10 protein-coding genes and 3 pseudogenes are annotated in these 17,622 nt (G+C 49.2%); 8 read left to right on the top strand and 5 right to left on the bottom strand.

What is annotated here, in order from left to right; translation table 11 throughout:
• Positions 1-135 (top strand): annotated as a pseudogene (locus ACE1BR_RS06830) (IS5/IS1182 family transposase); the annotation flags it as partial.
• A 56-nt stretch (positions 136-191) separates the two neighbouring features.
• Here ACE1BR_RS06830 and ACE1BR_RS06825 read toward each other — a convergent pair.
• Positions 192-806 (bottom strand): annotated as a pseudogene (locus ACE1BR_RS06825) (IS630 family transposase); the annotation flags it as partial.
• 653 nt (positions 807-1,459) lie between these two features.
• Between ACE1BR_RS06825 and ACE1BR_RS06820 the strand changes: the two are divergent.
• From ACE1BR_RS06820 to ACE1BR_RS06790, 7 genes and pseudogenes are all read left to right on the top strand, one after another.
• Positions 1,460-2,641, top strand: a pseudogene (locus ACE1BR_RS06820) (LTA synthase family protein).
• A 64-nt stretch (positions 2,642-2,705) separates the two neighbouring features.
• The gene (locus tag ACE1BR_RS06815; protein ID WP_374868770.1) at positions 2,706-4,124 is read left to right on the top strand and encodes a mannose-1-phosphate guanylyltransferase/mannose-6-phosphate isomerase; all 1,419 of its coding nucleotides are present in this window, start codon (positions 2,706-2,708) and stop codon (positions 4,122-4,124) included.
• A gap of 56 nt (positions 4,125-4,180) precedes the next feature.
• Positions 4,181-5,611: a phosphomannomutase gene (locus ACE1BR_RS06810; protein ID WP_374868768.1), complete on the top strand. Its 1,431-nt coding sequence runs from the start codon at positions 4,181-4,183 to the stop codon at positions 5,609-5,611.
• Positions 5,612-5,636: 25 nt separating this feature from the next.
• Entirely contained in the window at positions 5,637-7,100 is a 1,464-nt protein-coding gene (gene wbaP, locus ACE1BR_RS06805; protein ID WP_374868766.1) for an undecaprenyl-phosphate galactose phosphotransferase WbaP, read from the top strand.
• A 301-nt stretch (positions 7,101-7,401) separates the two neighbouring features.
• Positions 7,402-8,520: an LPS O-antigen chain length determinant protein WzzB gene (locus tag ACE1BR_RS06800; protein ID WP_374868764.1), complete on the top strand. Its 1,119-nt coding sequence runs from the start codon at positions 7,402-7,404 to the stop codon at positions 8,518-8,520.
• Positions 8,521-8,633: 113 nt separating this feature from the next.
• Positions 8,634-10,349, top strand: a complete 1,716-nt coding sequence (locus ACE1BR_RS06795) for a Wzy polymerase domain-containing protein (protein WP_374868776.1) — start codon at positions 8,634-8,636, stop codon at positions 10,347-10,349.
• Between the two features lie 538 nt (positions 10,350-10,887).
• The gene (locus ACE1BR_RS06790) at positions 10,888-11,298 is read left to right on the top strand and encodes an H-NS family nucleoid-associated regulatory protein (protein WP_374868762.1); all 411 of its coding nucleotides are present in this window, start codon (positions 10,888-10,890) and stop codon (positions 11,296-11,298) included.
• 515 nt (positions 11,299-11,813) lie between these two features.
• Here the strand turns inward: ACE1BR_RS06790 and ACE1BR_RS06785 are convergent.
• The 4 genes from ACE1BR_RS06785 to ACE1BR_RS06770 all read right to left on the bottom strand — a co-directional run bounded on the left by ACE1BR_RS06785 (position 11,814) and on the right by ACE1BR_RS06770 (position 17,443).
• A complete protein-coding gene (locus ACE1BR_RS06785) occupies positions 11,814-13,178 on the bottom strand; it encodes an efflux transporter outer membrane subunit (RefSeq protein WP_374868760.1) in 1,365 nt (454 codons plus the stop codon).
• Positions 13,179-13,180: 2 nt separating this feature from the next.
• Positions 13,181-15,154, bottom strand: coding sequence for a MacB family efflux pump subunit (locus ACE1BR_RS06780; RefSeq protein ID WP_374868758.1), 1,974 nt, complete (start codon positions 15,152-15,154; stop codon positions 13,181-13,183).
• Positions 15,151-16,314 (bottom strand): macrolide transporter subunit MacA, encoded by a 1,164-nt coding sequence (gene macA / locus ACE1BR_RS06775; RefSeq protein WP_374868756.1) that lies wholly within the window; start codon positions 16,312-16,314, stop codon positions 15,151-15,153. Before macA ends, ACE1BR_RS06780 begins: the two co-directional genes overlap by 4 nt.
• A gap of 238 nt (positions 16,315-16,552) precedes the next feature.
• Positions 16,553-17,443: a manganese-dependent inorganic pyrophosphatase gene (locus tag ACE1BR_RS06770; RefSeq protein WP_374868754.1), complete on the bottom strand. Its 891-nt coding sequence runs from the start codon at positions 17,441-17,443 to the stop codon at positions 16,553-16,555.
• Between the last annotated feature and the right edge of the window lie 179 nt (positions 17,444-17,622).

The following is a 17,622-nucleotide window of genomic DNA, read 5'->3' as shown; positions in this document are numbered from 1 at the left end:
CGGTTCAAGCAGTTGCTGGCCGGGAAAATCAGTCTGCGTAACTACAATGGCCAAGTGGGAAACGTCATGGCATATGTCAGCGCCATAAACAAACTCAATACCCTGGGTCTGCCTGTCAGAAAGCCCCAAGTGTAGCAGTCAGCTGGGGCTGGGAACGTCATGACTTGCTGGCTGATTTGGGAAACAACGCCATTCTGCCCCGGTGTGACACCCCGCTTTTGTTGCGCTCTGGACATCCAATCGGCCCCTAATTTGGGATTGAGGTCTGTATCGACTTCATCCTCATAAAACACCGGAGTATCGGCATCACAACGGGCCAGCGCAGTGTCGATATTCGCCATTTTCTCTTGATAGGCCGGGTCTTTTATCCGTAAGGCCCGGCACGGGCCTGCGCCAGACAATGTCCATACGAGGTAACCATCGACGAAGTGTGGAGGCGGCCATATTGGGCCCCGTTAACCGATTGATTTTTATAGCCAATAACTACACCAACGGCTACGCTGATAAACAAAATCTTGCGGAAAAACTGCATGAGCAGCACCAGCATGGTGACTCTTGACGACTGGTAAGACTGGAGCACGGCCAGCCGGTAAGGCTTCCAAGGCCCCCACGCCTTCATCCCGATACCACCGAAGCCAACGACCGATGGTCGAGCGAGCAGCGCCGGTAAGGTGATGAACATCAGTGATCGTGCGTCCTTCATGTAACAGCAAGATTGCCATCAAGCGACGAGCATGCCCTTTCTCAGGCGTGGCATGGATGATTTTGTGAATACGGTGCCGTTGTGGTCGTGGCATGATAGGCATCAACTCAGTCCTTTGGGTTTGTTTTGTTTGGCGACTAATAAGATCGCACAAACTGGACTGAGTTCCCTTCCTCCGCTGTTCTACCATTCGGAACAGCTATTTAGATAGTGAATAATCAATGTGGAATAAACATTCTTGTATATCTAAGTCTAAATCTGACATTTTCTGTATAATACTAATTTTTTGTTTTTTATTTTTCATTTCTGATGGGGTTTCATTATCTACATTGACCCTGGCCTCCGCTATTCGCTTCTTTTGGACAAGTACACCTGCAATTGCAATTTATTTTATTGTTAGGTTATTCCTACCACTGTATTGTGGCGCATTTTTATCATTTGTTTTTTTGTTTTTACTATACTGTGTAAATGTAAAAAAAATTGCGCTGACGGGTAGCCCACTATCAATGCCAGATATGTTATCTGTATCTAACTATTCAGTAGCTATTAGATATGTTGGTTTTCGAGAGCTCCTATTGGTGTTTTTGTTTTTGTTTGGATTTTTTTCTTCAATAAAAGAGGGCAACAAGAAAAAAGCATTTTTTTATTTCTATAGGCATTTTTTCGATCATTTTATCCTTAGCTCCGTACCACTATTATTTATTAGGTGACAATAAGTTTACCAATAGATTGAATTATGTTGTCAATAGATTAGATATGGGTTTTTTATCATGGGATTTGCCCTTTAATGCAAAAAGAAATGGAGTCTATTATCATATATTGCAAACTGGTGTGAAGAGATCTGTGCCAAAACCAGATAGGGTAGAGATGGAGGCACTGACAAAATTTACTGCTACATTAAGTGTAAATGGTGATTTTCATAGGCCAAGAAAAATAATTTTTATATTATGCGAGTCATGTTGGTATGATGAAAGCCACTTTCGTGATGTATTCGAACCTCTTTTATCTATTGATTTTCAGCCTTTTAGAGCATTATCACCTGTTTATGGTGCCGGGACTGCAAATTCTGAATTTGAGTTCCTGACTGGTTTGTCGAGTTATAGTTCTGTTCTTACAGGAATCGTATATCAAGGATATGCAAATGACTTTAGAAATACCTCTGAGTCTCTACCTAGGGCTCTAAGTCGAGTAGGGTATTTATCTTTTTCATTACACAATAATAGTGCTTCTTTTTGGCAGAGAAATATTGTTTATAAGAAATTAGGATTCCATCATTTCTTTAGCTTGGAGGATATGAAGTCTATTTAAAATCCTTTTCTATTAGATAGAAAAGCGTGGCAATGGCAGCCTGATGATTATTTGTTATATAAATCAGCTTTAATGCTTATAGAGAAACATAAAGATGAAAGTTTATTCCTAAATCTAATAACTATGTCTGGTCATGGCCCCTATGAGTACGAAGGTGACCATGGTGAAAAGCGTTATAGTATACAGATGCGTGAAGCTGTATCTAGGATTATATCCTTTGTAGAACAAGCTGAAAAAATTGACCCCGATACGCTTTTTTTTATATACGGAGATCATAAGCCAGCACTTAATTATTATTTCTATTCAAATGGAATTTTGAATAAAGATATCTTTTATAAGATTGGTAGTAATGATAGTGATTTTGCATTTCGAGAGAAAGTAAGTTTTCTGGATTATGGTGATGTTCCTGTGTGGGTAAAGTATAGAAATGGTGATGCTGTCAAGGATTTTATTTTAAAATCAAATGGTAAATCATTCTTTTGTGTATCTAAAAATTTAAATGATTATTTCTATAAAATAAAATTGTATTTATTTGCTGTAGTTGATAAAGGAAAAATTTGTGATTCTGATTACAAAGAGTTTAAAAATCCATCAATACCTAAGAGTGCATATTCAATAATGCTATTCTAGTAGGATATTCAATATAATTTGCATACTTAGTTTTTAATAAAAAATCTATTAGGTGGTGTATTATATGTCAATAGTTGTTCCTGTTATTATAGCTGGTGGGTCTGGTAGCCGTCTTTGGCCGCTTTCCCGTGAGCTTTACCCCAAGCAATTTCTCCAGCTTGATGGTGAGGCGACCATGCTACAGGCGACTGTCAACCGCCTAGAACAGCTGGACTGCGCCAAACCACTAGTGATCTGCAACGAGGATCACCGTTTTCTGGTGGCAGAGCAACTGCGCCATCTGGGCAAGCTTGCCAATAACATCATTCTGGAACCTGCCGGGCGCAATACGGCGCCCGCTATCGCTCTGGCGGCACTGACGGCGCGGCAAACGACCAGTGACAGTGAGGATCCTTTGTTGTTGGTGCTGGCAGCCGATCATATTATTCGTGATGAGTCTGCATTTCTCGCATCCGTGCAGCAGGCTATTTCCCATGCCGAGGCTGGCAAGCTGGTGACCTTTGGCATTGTGCCGACCCACCCTGAAACGGGTTATGGCTATATCTGCCGTGGTGCCGAGCAGAGTGGAGCCTTTGCGGTAGCACAGTTTGTGGAAAAACCTGACATGGCTACCGCCAGAGAATATCTAGCTAGTGGGGAATACTACTGGAACAGCGGTATGTTCCTGTTCCGTGCCAGCCGATTTCTGGCAGAACTAAAGGTGTTTCGACCTGATATCTATGCAGCTTGTGCCCAAGCGGTTGGGACTATCAATCCGGATCTGGATTTTGTGCGCATCGATAAGAGCGCTTTTCTCGCTTGCCCGAGTGATTCCATCGATTACGCGGTGATGGAAAAGACAGCGGATGCAGTAGTGGTGCCTATGGATGCCGGTTGGTCTGATGTCGGTTCGTGGTCATCTTTGTGGGAGATCTCGAATAAAGATGAGGTTGGGAATGTCTTTCGTGGTGATGTGATACAGCATGGTTGCGCTAATAATTATGTGTTTGTCGAAAGGGGTTTGGTCAGTCTGGTTGGCGTTGATAATTTGGTGGTGGTTCAAACAAAGGATGCACTATTGGTCGTTGATAAGCAGAAAGTGCAGGATGTGAAGAAGATTGTTGAGTACCTTAAGGCATCAGGGCGTACAGAGCATCAGGTTCATCGTGAAGTCTATCGGCCGTGGGGAAAATATGATTCTATCGATAACGGGGAGCGTTATCAGGTCAAGCACATTAGTGTCAAACCAGGGGAAAAACTGTCGCTGCAGATGCACCACCACAGGGCTGAGCACTGGATCGTGGTTTCGGGCACTGCTAAAGTGACCAACGGCGAGCGGACTTTTTTGGTTACCGAGAATGAGTCAACCTTTATTCCGGTTGGTGCCGTTCACTCCTTGGAGAACCCGGGCAAAGTAACTCTGGAGTTGATCGAGGTGCAGTCAGGCTCTTATCTGAATGAGGATGACGTTGTGCGCTTGGAGGATAGATATGGGCGCATTTAACACAGTACTTTGGTTGTTGTCACACTCGATTTAGACGTATTGATGGAGCATGATTAATGGCAATTTGTTTAAATAGCTCAAAGCTGATCTCTGAAGGTGGCGTGGTATTTGGTACTAGCGGTGCTCGCGGTTTGGTTGTCGATTTTAAACCAGAGGTGTGTGCTGCTTTCACTCATGCCTTTATTTCGGTGATGCGGCGTGAATTTAATGTAATGACGATGGCGCTGGCTATAGACAACAGACCCAGTAGCCCTGCGATGGCGCAGGCCTGTGCCGCAGCGATGATCCAGGTTGGTATTGAACCAGTTTATTACGGGGTGCTACCGACACCGGCTCTGGCCTATAAGGCAATGCAAGATAAGATGCCATGCATAATGGTGACTGGTAGCCATATTCCGTTTGATCGGAATGGGCTAAAGTTTTATCGCCCTGATGGTGAAATTACCAAAGCTGATGAACAGGCTATTTTGGCTGCGGATACTGACTTTCCTCCCTTGCCAATCTTACCGGTATTACAAAGTCACCCTGATGCAGCTCAAGCTTATTGTCATCGTTATAGTTCTCTGTTTTCAGAGAACTTGCTAGCTGGTAAGCGTATTGGTATTTATGAGCATTCAAGTGCAGGGCGTGATTTGTATGCGCCTTTGTTGCGCGGTTTTGGTGCAGAGGTAATAACGTTAGAACGTAGTGATGAGTTTGTGCCGATCGATACCGAAGCTGTTGGTGAAGAAGAAAAGGAAAAAGCGCTACATTGGTCGACGGAGTTCGGGTTGGATGCAATTTTCTCTACTGACGGCGATGGAGATCGGCCTCTGGTCGCGGACGAACTGGGAAACTGGCTGCGTGGTGATATCCTTGGTCTACTTTGTGCCGAAGCGCTCAAGATTGAGGCTCTTGCGATTCCTGTTAGTTGTAATACTTCTGTGGTTAGCTGCGGTCGTTTTGCCAAGGTGGCGATGACCAAGATTGGTTCACCATATGTGATTGCCGAGTTTGCTGAGCTTGCAAAACATTATCAACGGATAGCTGGTTTTGAGGCCAATGGTGGTTTTCTACTTGGCAGTGATATCGATCTTGATGGCAAGTCACTCGCAGCATTGCCAACTCGCGATGCAGTATTGCCACTCTTAATGTTGTTGGCTTTCGCTGGCACAGGCAGTATTTCTACTTTGGTTGAGTCGTTGCCTAAACGATTTACGGCTTCCGATCGAATCAAGAATTTTCCCGTAGAGGTCAGTCGGAGTATACTTGCCGCTGCAAAATCTGACCCGCAAGGTTTGCTGATGCATTTGGGTATTCAAGATGTCGCTATTGAACATGTCGATAACACGGATGGGTTGCGGATCACTTTGTCGGACGGTCGAATTGTTCATCTACGTCCTTCAGGAAACGCCCCTGAATTGCGCTGTTATGTTGAAGCCGATAGTGTTGTTACTGCCAGTGATATGGTCAGTAGTGTTCTTGCTGTGCTTGAGATGCAAAAATAATATTTTATTAATTATCGAGATCAATATGGACCACAAAGAGTTCAACTGTTTGCTCAGTTCAGAAAAAGATAAGTACTCTCAAAATATTAATCGCTGGTCATTAGTTGGAAGTGATTTTTTTGCAATATTCATAGCCTTTATGACTTCATGGTGGATTGAAAGCTTAAGAACAAATGTTGAATTGATTAATGTTTTCAACTCTGGGTCTGACACAGCAAGAGTGTGGAGTTTTTCCTTATATGCTCTAGCCATAATATTTTCTTCATGGATTTATTCAAGGCATTATACTTATCGTAAGCCTTTTTGGAATGAGCTAAAAGAGATCATTTTAATTCTGTTGTTTTTTGCCGTCATAGATCTCGCTGTTATCGCTGTATCAAAATGGGATTTTTCTCGCTATCAGTGGTTTTTTTTCTGGTCTCTACTCTTGTGCCTATTGCCAACTTGTCGCTGGTTGATAAAGAGAAAATTGATAAAACAGGGCTATTGGCAAATGCCCAGTCTTATTGTTGGTTGCGAAAATAACGCCAAGGAAGCATTGTTAGCTATTAATAGTGATAAGCTGTTAGGGTTCCGTGTGGCTGCATTTGTATCACCTGATGATGCTTGTTCTTCTTCCCCTATTCCCCCTGTCCCCCTTATCGTGGAAACGCCAAAGGGAGTGATCGAGAAATTTTCTCATTACAAAGTTTTCATCGCTTTGGAGTATGGACAAAGTGATTTAAGGGACGAATGGCTAAGATATTTATCATCTCATGGAATGAGGAATATATCTGTTATCCCCGCCATGCGTGGTGTGCCGCTCTACGGTACAGATGTATCTCATTTTTTTAGTCATGAGCTCATGATGTTACGCGTTAATAATAATTTAGCTCGACTATCTTCGCGTGTAATAAAAAGAGTGTTCGATATTGTTGTCTCATCTATTCTTTTGTTCGTTCTATCACCATTTTTTCTATATATTGGTTGGAAGGTGTCTCGCGATGGTGCATCTCCACTTTATGGGCATGAGCGGGTTGGGCAGTATGGTTGTAAATTTAAATGCCTTAAGTTTCGGTCAATGATTATCAATTCAAAAGAAGTTCTTGAGCATCTTTTATCTACAGATTCAAATGCAAAAGCGGAGTGGGATAAAGACTTTAAGTTGAGAAATGATCCACGTATTACCCCAGTGGGTAGTTTTTTGCGAAAAACCAGTCTTGATGAACTCCCTCAACTGTTAAATGTTTTGCGCGGTGAGATGAGTCTTGTTGGACCTAGGCCAGTCATTGAAGAGGAACTTGAGCGCTACGGTGATGACAAATCTTATTATTTAATGGCAAAGCCAGGAATGACCGGTCTTTGGCAGGTGAGCGGTCGCAATGATGTTGACTATTCCACGCGTGTCTATTTTGATAGTTGGTATGTTAAAAACTGGGGATTGTGGAATGACATAGCGATTCTCTTTAAAACTATAGGTGTGGTTTTCAAAAGAGATGGTGCTTATTGATATTTTTACTGGATGACTCATGTTCAACGTTCATTCAAAACTATTTTTTTGACTAAATCCGGAAATGTCAGAGGCTCCGAGAGTAACGTTATTAGACGTAAAGTACATGTTTCAAATTTTAAAAATTTGGTAATGAATAACGAATGTCAACCTAGCCCAACTAATTTTGATATAACATAAAAGTCTGAGCAGTTGTCCTTATGGTTGTCGGATAAAGATCTCCTGCCCCCTGTTTTCCCGGAGCTCCTTAATTGTGTCCCTGTTGTAAGATTTTTTAACATTGATAATGAAGAGAGAAGAGATGAGTGAAAAAATTCCGGTTATTCCTAACCAGTGGGTCCAAGCACCTGCATCAGATGAGATAGATCTACGAGAACTAGTGTTGGTGCTGTGGCGCCAAAAAGTCTTGATATTATCGGTGACCTTGTTGTTTGCCATCGCAGGTATTGGCTACGCCATGACCGCACGTCAGGTATGGACAAGTCAGGCCCTTATTTCGGCGCCGTCAATTTCTCAAGTAGCGGCACTACAATTGGCTGTGGATAAAATACAAGCTATCATGTCCAGCAGCAGCAGCAGCAGCAGCAGCAGCAGCAGCAGCAACTCCCCTCTATCGACTGCTGCGTTTCCCTCGCTTGAACAGCCTGCCATTTACCAGAGCTTTATTTCAGCCTTTAATAGCATGAATAATAAGCGAGCATTTCTAACACAAGAGGGTATCTACGCAGTAGAGATGGAGAAATCAGGAGTCTCCGATAAGCGTAGTGAGCGTGCGTTAATGAGTAAGCTAGCTGAGTTGATATCAGCTAAGGCTCAGGATAAAACAAGCCAAGATATAACGTTAAGCTTCTCTGCTGAAACGCCTGAACTTGCTCAGCAGCGATTAGTAAAGTACATATATTTTGTCCAGCAGATTGAACTTAAAAACAAAAATGCGGAATTACAGTCTATATGGAAAAATAGAATAAAAGCGTTGATTGCACAATATGATAATGTAAAAGTTGATACTTTGTTGAAAAGGCAGGAAGAGATTCAACGTGTCAGATATAGTTTGCGTATCAGTAAGGCTGCTGGAGTGGATGCTCCCCTTGAACGGATAGATAGCCAAGAAATTTTCAACATTCAGCTAGGAGCTAAAGGCCTTGCTGAAAAGTTGAGCATTTTGAATGAAATTAAAGACCCTGAACTACTTAACCCTGAGTTAGGAAAAATTCGCCTGCAATTAAGCAGTTTACAAGCATTGAAACTTCAAGATGCTGAGTTTACGTCTTTTAACATGATCGATTCACCGGAAGAACCCTTTACTCGTGACAAGCCAAAGCGGCCACTTATCATTGTATTGGCTACCTTACTTGGGGGCATGTTGGGTGTTGCGATTGTGCTGGTTCGCCATGCCTTTAGTCGGCCAGAAGAGGCATAATCTTTCTTGAAGGAGTAGAGGGGGCTATTAGCCCCCTCTCTTTTATTTATCTCTTCGCTGCCCTTTCAATGTGGGCTGGCCTAAGGAGTTGGGCTGTGACGTTAACGCGAATCATGATTGTTTTATGTGTGCTCTATTGGTTGCTAGGAATGCATTTTTTTATGCACAACCCGGGAGGTGCCGGGTTGTATCTGCCCTTTAATGCGTGGGGATGGATTTTCGCCTCTTTGGTTATGGGGCTGGGGCTGTGGCAGGTAACGTTACGCCAGCGTCTGCTCTTTTCTCCCCTGCAAGCGGGTTTATGGGTTGGCGGACTCTTGCTGTTGCTTCCTATGCTCTATCCAGGTTTTTCATTCAAGGACTATGCCATCCCCAGAGTCCTGGGGTTTTTTGCTGGTCTGTTGTTTTTGTTCGGACTCTATCAATGGCGTTTTAATCGGTTACAGCGTGATCGCTTGCTCTATCTGATCTTGATTGCGATCGCGATGGAGGCGGTATTGGGTCTGTTGCAATTCTATCTGTTGACACCAGGTAACTGGATTGGCTATGACACCAAGGTCAATCGTCCTTACGGCATTTTTCAACAGCCAAATGTGATGGCAACGTTTATGGCGACCGGAATTGCCCTGGCCATCTGGCTGGAATTGCGGCGAGCGAGTGGCCGTGTGCTGATAGCTCTACGCTATGGAGTCATTTTATCTGCGGCACTGTTGCTGGTCGTTTTACAGTCTCGAGTAGGGCAATTAGGTGGCCTGTTAGCTTTGTTTCTATTAATGCCTCAACTTTATCGACAGCGGCTACTCTGGCGTATATTGGGGTTGATTATCTTGGCCGTGGCCATTGGTCTGTTATCGCAATATTTGATGGCAGGTGCAAAACGAGGACTGGAGATTTATCAATCTGGTGGCATGCGATCAATTTATTGGCCTTATGCAGCAAAACTGATTGCACAGGCACCCTGGAGTGGCTGGGGATACGGCAGTTTTGAATCTGTCTTTCTCCATCATTACATGGCGGATAAAGCGTTAAATCCATCCATGGTGCAGATTGAGTACAATCTCGACCACCCCCACAATGAGTTCCTCTATTGGGCGGTAGAGGGGGGGATCGCACCCATGGTGGGGATGGTGACTATGGGTGGGGCATTATTATGGCGTCTGGCGAGTGTGCGTTGGGTAAATGCTATGGCACTGCTCGCTCTGGTTACACCGATCTTGCTCCATACCCAGACGGAATACCCCCTTTACCATGCGATCGTACTATGGTGGTTGTTGCTGACGCTGATTTATATCATCGATACCGACATTGAAGAGGCCAATTTATCAAGTCGTGGTTTCTCATCATGGTGGGATGTGGAGTGTCGCCCTTGGTTGTTATTGCGATTTATAGCGATAGCTATCCCGCTACTGGTTGTCCCATTTATGCTTACTGCAATTCATACGGCCTGGGTGGTGACCAAGTATGAACGAGGGGGTTATAAAGAACCGATGTTGCTTCTAGATATCGTGAACCCTATGGCTTGGTTGACTCGAGTGGAGTTTGATGTGAACTCGGTTCGTCTAATGGTTGGTTTGCAGACAAAGAATGAAGCGGAACTGACTGCTTACCTGGAGTGGGGACAGGCATTTGTAAGCCATACGCCACGAGCCAACATATACGCCAATATGGTGATAGCACTTAATGCATTGGGTCGTAGGGATGAAGCCAATGCGATGCGTTCGGAGGCTCTTAAACTCTACCCAACCGACCCCCTGCTGACTGGCTCTGCGGCAACGGCGGTGATCAGCGGTGTTGATCAAACGGGTAAGAGAACTGCCAACACTAAATAGAAAACCTGTTTATGTGCAAAAGCCTGCTCTTATAAAGAGCAGGCTTTTTTATTGGCTTACAAGTTTGAACCTTCATGCACAAAGATGATGTAACAATATGATTTTAAATGATAAATAATTTTTCTTTCCTTCTGGTGTCTGTTGGGAAGGTATGTTTCTAATTGGAGTTGATGTCATGCAAGAGCCAGCCATCGATGCGTCAAGTTAGAGGCTTTCTGTAAAACGATACGGCGTCAATGGCTCATGATGTCTTGAACCCATTTATAAACAATCATTAGATTAGTCATTGGCTATGCTGAATGGGATATTAATGAGACTGGGTAAACTTGTTATCATCGTCCGTCTGATACCCATTGGTTGAATATGGCAATGGGTTCTTAATACAGGGGATTTGTTATCAGTCGTCGCGTCAAGGGATGACTGGTGGTAAAAAATAAGAAAATAGAGCTGTAAATACAGAAAAACAGTATGTTGTTATGAATTGCCCATGCTATTCTAAAAAAGTTATCCCTGTGACTGACTTTTTTGTGAGGAAATAATGAACGAGTTTCTGAAAGTTCTGCTGAACATTCGCAGTCTGCGTGCGGCTATTCGTGAGCTGCCGTTTGAGCAACTGCTGGAAGCTAAAGAGAAGTTTGACCTGGTCTACCAAGAGCGCGCCGATTCTGTTGAACAGGAGCGTGCTGAACAGGAAGAGCGTCAGCGCAAGCTAAATGAATTCACCGAAATGCTGCAGCAAGCTGGTATTGATCCTCGCGAGCTGCTGGCTACTGCTGCGGCTCCGGCTGCCGCGACTGGCGCTGCCAAGAGCAAGCGTGCTCCGCGTCCGGCTAAATACAAGTACGAAGAAGATGGCCAGGAAAAAACATGGACCGGTCAAGGCCGTATGCCAAAAGCCATTGCTGCTGAAGTAGCACTGGGTAAAGATCTGAATGATTTCCTGATCTAATTCGTCAGGTTCAGAGATTGAATAATGCCGCCCTTGGGCGGCATTATTTTTTGCAGTTTTGCTCGTGGTTATCCAATCCGCCCCACCGCCCATTGTTATCTGTATCCTCGCTTGTATCCTTTTTACCGTTGCGTCGCCTCACTGTTCTTATGCTCACTATATTCTTCTGAGTGCGATGAATTCCTGTGTGCGAATCACCCGTGCAGTAACACTATTTGTAGTCAGACAACAGTGACGAGCTTCAGATAGGCTGCCTGCTCTTCACGAGTCACAGAAAGCCGTCTGCTGGTGGCAAATTTGATCATCGTTATCTCTACTGTGTGTTTTTGTCGTGGTGAACGTGCCGAGATTGTCAGGGGGTATGAGCGAAACACGGGATAGGGCTTGCCGCTATTACTGCCCATTGATGATGGGCCATGGATATCTGCCGTAGTGTGGGAGAGGGAATTCTGTATGGTGGATCGAGATGGAATTCCCCACCCTACTGGCAGAGTGGGGAAAGGCCGGGTGAAGCATTATCGGGGCGTCACGCTATCGCTGCCACCCAGTGCGCGATAGATTTTGGCGGTGGTGGTGAGCTGCTCTTTTTGCTGGGCTAGCAGGCTCTGCTGGGCATCCCACAGCCGGTTCTGCTCATCGAGCCAGGCTTGTACACCGGTTGCCCCCGCCTGGAAGCGGGTCTTGGCCAGCCGTTCGGCCTCCTTGGCATAACTCAGCTGTTGCTGCAGATAATCGAGTCGCTGCTGGCCATAGTGGCGGGCGGCCAGATTGTCTTCTACCTCCACCAGTGCAGTGTAGAGCTGTTTGCGAAACTCGGTTTCGGCGATCTGGTAATCCAGCTCGGAGCTTTCGATAGCGAGCTGGGTGCGGTTGTATTCAAGGAAGGGGAGGGCGAGGCTGGCTCCCAGCGTACCGACCGGATTTTGCAGCACCTGTGCCAGTCGATCGGATGCCGTGCTGGCGCTGCCGGTCAGGGTGAGGCTGGGGTAGAAGCTGGTGCGGATCTCGTCCCCTTTTGCCAGTGTCTTGCGCAGCCGCAATTCGGCCGCTTTGACGTCGGGGCGGCGGGCCAGCACATCTGCCGGGATACCCACTGCAAGTTCAGGAATGGTCTGGTTTGCAAGGGACGCGGGGGCAAACTCCAGTGGCCCGCTGCTGCGGCCCAGCAGTAGACGCAGGGCATTACGAGCCTGCTCCTGCTGCCCTTTAAGGGAGGCCAGCTCAGCCTGTTTGCCTGCCAGCTGTTGGCGTGCCTGTGCCAGATCGAGCCGGGTGATGGCGCCAGCCTGGTATTTGGCCCGGGTCAGCTGCTCGGTTCGCGCCAGGTTGGCCAGCTGCTGTTCTCCGAGCGTGATGGCTGAGCCGAGATAGCCGAGCTGCCAATATTGCTCCAGGGTATTGCCGATCAGCAGCAGTCGGGTGCTGGCGAGATCCTGCTCGCTTGCCGCCGCCTCCCAGCTTGCTTGATCCCGCACCGAGGCGAGCTTGCCCCACAGATCCACCTCATAGCTGAGACTCACAGAGGGGCCAAGGCTGTTGCTAGCCTTGCCACTTTTCAGATCCTTGTTGCCAGTTGTGCCTATAGAGCCATTGACCGAGGGGGGGAGGTTGGTATCGGCCTGCTCGGAGCCCAGTTGGGCGCTTTTGAGTTTGAGGGCCGCTACACGCATGTCCGGGTTGGCGGCCAGTACAGCATCGACCAGTTTGTCGAGCCGGGGATCATGAAATTCTCGCCACCAGGGGCCAGCCTGCGCTGCCAGTTGGGCGCCGTCTGCCTGTTGCCAGGCAGGGGCGAGATCCAGCTCGGGTCTTTGATAGGTGTTGTGCTGACTGCAGCCGCTGAGGGCCATGCAGAGAGCCAGCCAGGAGAGTTTGTGCATTGTTATTCCCTCGCCAGTGCGACAACAGGGTCGAGCCGCGCCGCATTGCGTGCCGGCAGGTAACCGAACAGGATCCCGATGAGTGACGAGCAGCCAAAGGCCATCAGGATGGAGAAAAGCGAGAACTGCATCTTGATGGAGTCCACCAGCAGTGAAAAGAGCGCGCCGATACCCAGAGAGAGGCCGACACCGAAAATCCCTCCCAGCAGGCTGACCATCACGGCTTCAATCAGGAATTGCTGCAGGATGTCCGACTGGCGGGCGCCCACGGCCATGCGAATGCCGATCTCGCGGGTGCGCTCCACCACCGACACCAGCATGATGTTCATCACGCCCACCCCGCCGACGATCAGCGAGATCACCGCGATGGCCGAGACCATCAGGGTCATGGTGGCCGTGGTTTTCTCCACCGATTTGATGATGCTGTCGCTGCTGAAGGTGAAGAAATCCTTCACCCCGTGGCGCTTGGTGATCAGCTCGATCACCGCCTGCTCGGCCAGTGCCGGTTGTACCCCGTCTTTGACCCGGATGGTGATCTGGCTGAAGTGGTGTTGCGAGATGAGGCGACTCATCACCGCGCTGTAGGGCAGCCAGATATTGACCGACTGGCTGGTGGGGCCAAAGCCGGTCTCCTGCGAGACTACCCCGACAATACGCACCGGCAGGGTGCCGACCAGTACCACCTTGCCGACCGGATCATCCTTGCCAAGCAGGCTGGTGATACTCTTCTTGTCCACTACGGCGACGGCGGCACGCTGCTGGATATCTTGCCACTCCAGTAAGCGACCACTGACCAACGTCATCCCTTTCACCTTGAAATAGTCGTTGCCGACCCCGGTCACGCTGCCGCTGTTGGTCTTGTTGCGATAGCGCAACTGGCCGGGGCTACCAATCTCGGGGCTTGCCCCCGCAAGATAGGGTTGCCCCAGCAGGGCATCGAGATCCCCTTGGTTGAGGGTCTGGATGCTGGCCATTTTTTCGTCTCCCCATCCCTTACCCGGGAAGATTTCGATGGTGTTGGTGCCCATCGCATTGATCTGGTCTATTACCTTGGTTCGCGCACCCTGGCCAAGGGCGACCACGCTCACCACGGCAGCGATGCCAATGATGATGCCGAGCATGGTGAGGAAGGTACGCATCCGGTGGGCGAGCATGGCATGCATCGCCATCCGTCCCGCTTCCCGATAGCGATCCCAGTCGTGGCCCATGGCACCTTTTTTCGGCACTATTTTTTTAGGTGCTACGGCGGTGGGGGGGACCGACTTGTCCATTTGGCGCGGGCCGCTATCTTGTTCTACCCGACCATCCTTGAGGGTGATGATCCGGTCGGCATGGCTGGCCACGTTCATATCGTGGGTGACCAGAATGATGGTGTGGCCCTGAGCGTGCAGCTCCTTGAGGATCGCCATCACTTCCTTGCCACTCTGGCTATCCAGTGCACCGGTCGGTTCATCGGCGAGGATCACCTCGCCGCCATTGGCCAGCGCCCGGGCGATACTGACCCTCTGCTGCTGACCGCCGGAGAGCTGCCCCGGGGTATGATGGCTGCGATCGTGCAGGCCCAGTCTGCCCAGCAGCTGGCACGCACGCGCCTGGCGGTCCGGGCTGCTGGTGCCGGCATAGACGGCGGGGATCTCCACGTTGGCGGCGGCATCGAGATGGGGCAGCAGGTGGTAACGCTGAAAGATAAAACCGAAGTGGTGGCAGCGCAGCCGGGCCAATGCCAACGCATCCATGCTGGCGGTGTCCTGACCGCGAAACAGATATTGGCCGCTGTTTGGTCTATCGAGACAGCCCAGCAGGTTCATCAGCGTCGACTTGCCGGAGCCGGATGCACCGACAATAGCGATCATCTCTCCTGCCGCGATAGTGAGGTCGAGGGGATGGAGTACGGTGACTTCGCTGTCGCCGCTCTGATAGCGTCGCTCGACCCCTTTCAGCTGGATCAACGGCAGCTGGCTCAGGGGCTCAATCATAGCATCACCGCCATATCATCATTGGCGGCGGGGGCGCCGTGATTGAGCTGTACCTCCTCCTTCTCGGTCAGGCCGCTCACCACTTCAATGCGGATCTCGTCCTTCATGCCGGTCTTGATGGTGCGGGTTTCGGTCTGCTCGCCCTCCTTGACCAGGGTCACCTCATACTCGTTGTCGCCCAGCTTCTTGCCAAGGGCAGTCTGCGGCACAGTGAGTACCTGCTTGCGCTCACCGAGCACTATGGTCACCTGGGTGGTCATCGCCACCCGCAGGGTATGGCCGGGATTGGGCACATCGAACAGGGCGTAGTAGTAGACGGCTGCATTACTGGTGGTGGTACCCGTATTCGCCTGCTCGTTGATGTTGGTAGGTGCTAACTCCACAGCTCGCAACGAGCCTTGATAGCGAGTATCAGGATCGCCGATCAGGGTGAAGTAGACCGGCATCCCTGCTTTGACTTTGGTGACATCGGCTTCGGAGATCTGCGCCTTGACCGTCATGGTCTCCAGATTGGCCAGTTTGAGCACTGTCGGCACCGTCTGGCTGGCGGCCAGGGTTTGGCCCTGACGGGTCACAATGCTGATGACGGTGCCATCCATCGGCGCCAGGATCTTGGTGTAGCCCAGCTCGGTCTTGGCCCGATCAACCTTGATCAGGGCGTTGTCGATATTGGCCTGACTGTTTTGCAGTTCGGCACGGGTAACAGCCAGCAGTGCCTCAGCGCTCTCCAGATCGGCCCTTGAGCTTGCCTCCTGTTTGAACATCTGCTGTTGGCGACGCCAGGCAAGTTCGTTCTGTTTGAGTTGCGCCTGCTTGATCTTGAGCTGGGCGCGGTTGCTGGCAAGTTCCGCCTCGGCCGTCTTGAGGTTGTTCTGGGCAATCAGGGGATCGATCTCGGCCAGCAGGTCCCCCTGTTTGACCTGATCACCGGCCTCGACGGCCAGCTTGGTAACCTGACCGGAGACCTGGGCACCCACATCCAATTGCTCAACGGCCTGCAGCACGCCACTGGCCAGTACGGTCTGAGCAATATCCTCGCGGGTCACCTGAGCGGTCAGCATGGCCTTGGGTGGTTGACTGGGCCAGAGCAGCCAGCCGAGGAGCACCACGGCGATCAGAATGGTGATGGCCAGGGTTCTCTGCTTGGGGGTTATGTTCATCGATCACCTGAATGGAAACGGAAAAAGTTGTGCGCGGCCGTTATCCTGCAGTAAAGCCCTACTAAATAACAGTCGTAAATATGTAAGTAAAAATATGGAGTTAACTATCAATAAGTCGATGTTAGGGGGAGCGAGAGAGAGGATCTATTACCAAGGGGGTGGGGGATTGCAGTGAGGGGAGAGATGAAAAAGCCCTGCACTGAGGCAGGGCTTTGCAATGTATTATGGCTAGTGAAAATCAGGCCTTGGCCAGCAGATCCATCACCCAGGGCAGGCCCTGTTTTTTGCGGCTGACAAAGCCCGGGTGGTAGCTGGACTCTGCCGGTACTTTAGCGTGCGCGGTAAAGTAGATACGGCTGGCAGCCGCAGTCAGGTCAGTCACCATCAGTACGAAGAAGTCGAGCCCTTCGCTTGCTACGCGTTGGGCCATCTCCTGCTGCAGGGCCGACAGTTGCTCGGCAAGCTGCTGCTCGCTGCCCACTTCGATCTGGCTCATGATGAAGTTGCAACCTTCCGCCTGGAACGCTTTCTCATCCTGCTGCAGCAGTTGAGCCGGGGTCAGGCCGCTCAGGTCGGTTTTTGCCATCAGCAGCTGTTGGCCAAACTCGGCCAGTGATACCTCGGCCAGCGGTGCCAGACGCTCACAGGCGATCTTGTCCTGCTCGGTGGTGGTCGGCGAGGTGAGACAGAGTGTGTCGCTCATGATGGCACCCAGCATCAGGCGAGCCTGGCTGCGGGTCACTTTACCTTGCTGACTCAGCAGATCGAAGGCGATGGTGCAGGTGCAGCCGACGGCACGGATCCAGGCATCCAGCGGAGACTGGGTGACCAGGGTACCGAGACGGTGGTGATCCACCAGACCCAGTACATTGGCTTGTGCCAGTGTGGCAGGGCCCTGTTCCAGATCACTGAAATCCACCAGCCAGACATCTTCACCGGTCAGATCTTTGGTCAGCAACTCGGGTTCGCTGACGCCAGCCTGCTCCAGAATAAAACGGGTTTCGGTGCGCAGGTCACCCAGACGCCATGGGGTGGCCTGACGGTCCTGGCCATTGAGCCAGTCGGTGATAACCAGCGCGCTGCAGATACTGTCGCTATCAGGATTTTTGTGACCAAAAACGTGGATCATAGACAAAGCCTCACAATTGGATACCCATAAAGGGGGGCAATACTATGCGAAATCCGCTGCATGAAGGCAACCAGATCCACGCCCATGTTGCTGCCAGCTTCGCCTAACTCGCCATTTTATTGATCTGGGTCGGTAATCCTGACGCGAGTTCAGTTCTCACTATTGGCTATTGGCTATTG

It is taken from the genome of Aeromonas sp. MdU4 (assembly GCF_041929505.1).
GTDB lineage: Bacteria > Pseudomonadota > Gammaproteobacteria > Enterobacterales > Aeromonadaceae > Aeromonas.
The sequence above is the reverse complement of the archived record's forward strand: the minus strand, read 5'-3'. Positions and strand labels throughout refer to the sequence as shown.

Bases quoted from the DNA above. Each gene is read 5' to 3' on its own strand.
- ACE1BR_RS06815 (WP_374868770.1), top strand. From the start codon at position 2,706: ATGTCAATAGTTGTTCCTGTTATTATAGCTGGTGGGTCTGGTAGCCGT.
- ACE1BR_RS06810 (WP_374868768.1), top strand. From the start codon at position 4,181: ATGGCAATTTGTTTAAATAGCTCAAAGCTGATCTCTGAAGGTGGCGTG.
- wbaP (WP_374868766.1), top strand. From the start codon at position 5,637: ATGGACCACAAAGAGTTCAACTGTTTGCTCAGTTCAGAAAAAGATAAG.
- ACE1BR_RS06800 (WP_374868764.1), top strand. From the start codon at position 7,402: ATGAGTGAAAAAATTCCGGTTATTCCTAACCAGTGGGTCCAAGCACCT.
- ACE1BR_RS06795 (WP_374868776.1), top strand. From the start codon at position 8,634: ATGATTGTTTTATGTGTGCTCTATTGGTTGCTAGGAATGCATTTTTTT.
- ACE1BR_RS06790 (WP_374868762.1), top strand. From the start codon at position 10,888: ATGAACGAGTTTCTGAAAGTTCTGCTGAACATTCGCAGTCTGCGTGCG.
- ACE1BR_RS06785 (WP_374868760.1), bottom strand. From the start codon at position 13,178: ATGCACAAACTCTCCTGGCTGGCTCTCTGCATGGCCCTCAGCGGCTGC.
- ACE1BR_RS06780 (WP_374868758.1), bottom strand. From the start codon at position 15,154: ATGATTGAGCCCCTGAGCCAGCTGCCGTTGATCCAGCTGAAAGGGGTC.
- macA (WP_374868756.1), bottom strand. From the start codon at position 16,314: ATGAACATAACCCCCAAGCAGAGAACCCTGGCCATCACCATTCTGATC.
- ACE1BR_RS06770 (WP_374868754.1), bottom strand. From the start codon at position 17,443: ATGATCCACGTTTTTGGTCACAAAAATCCTGATAGCGACAGTATCTGC.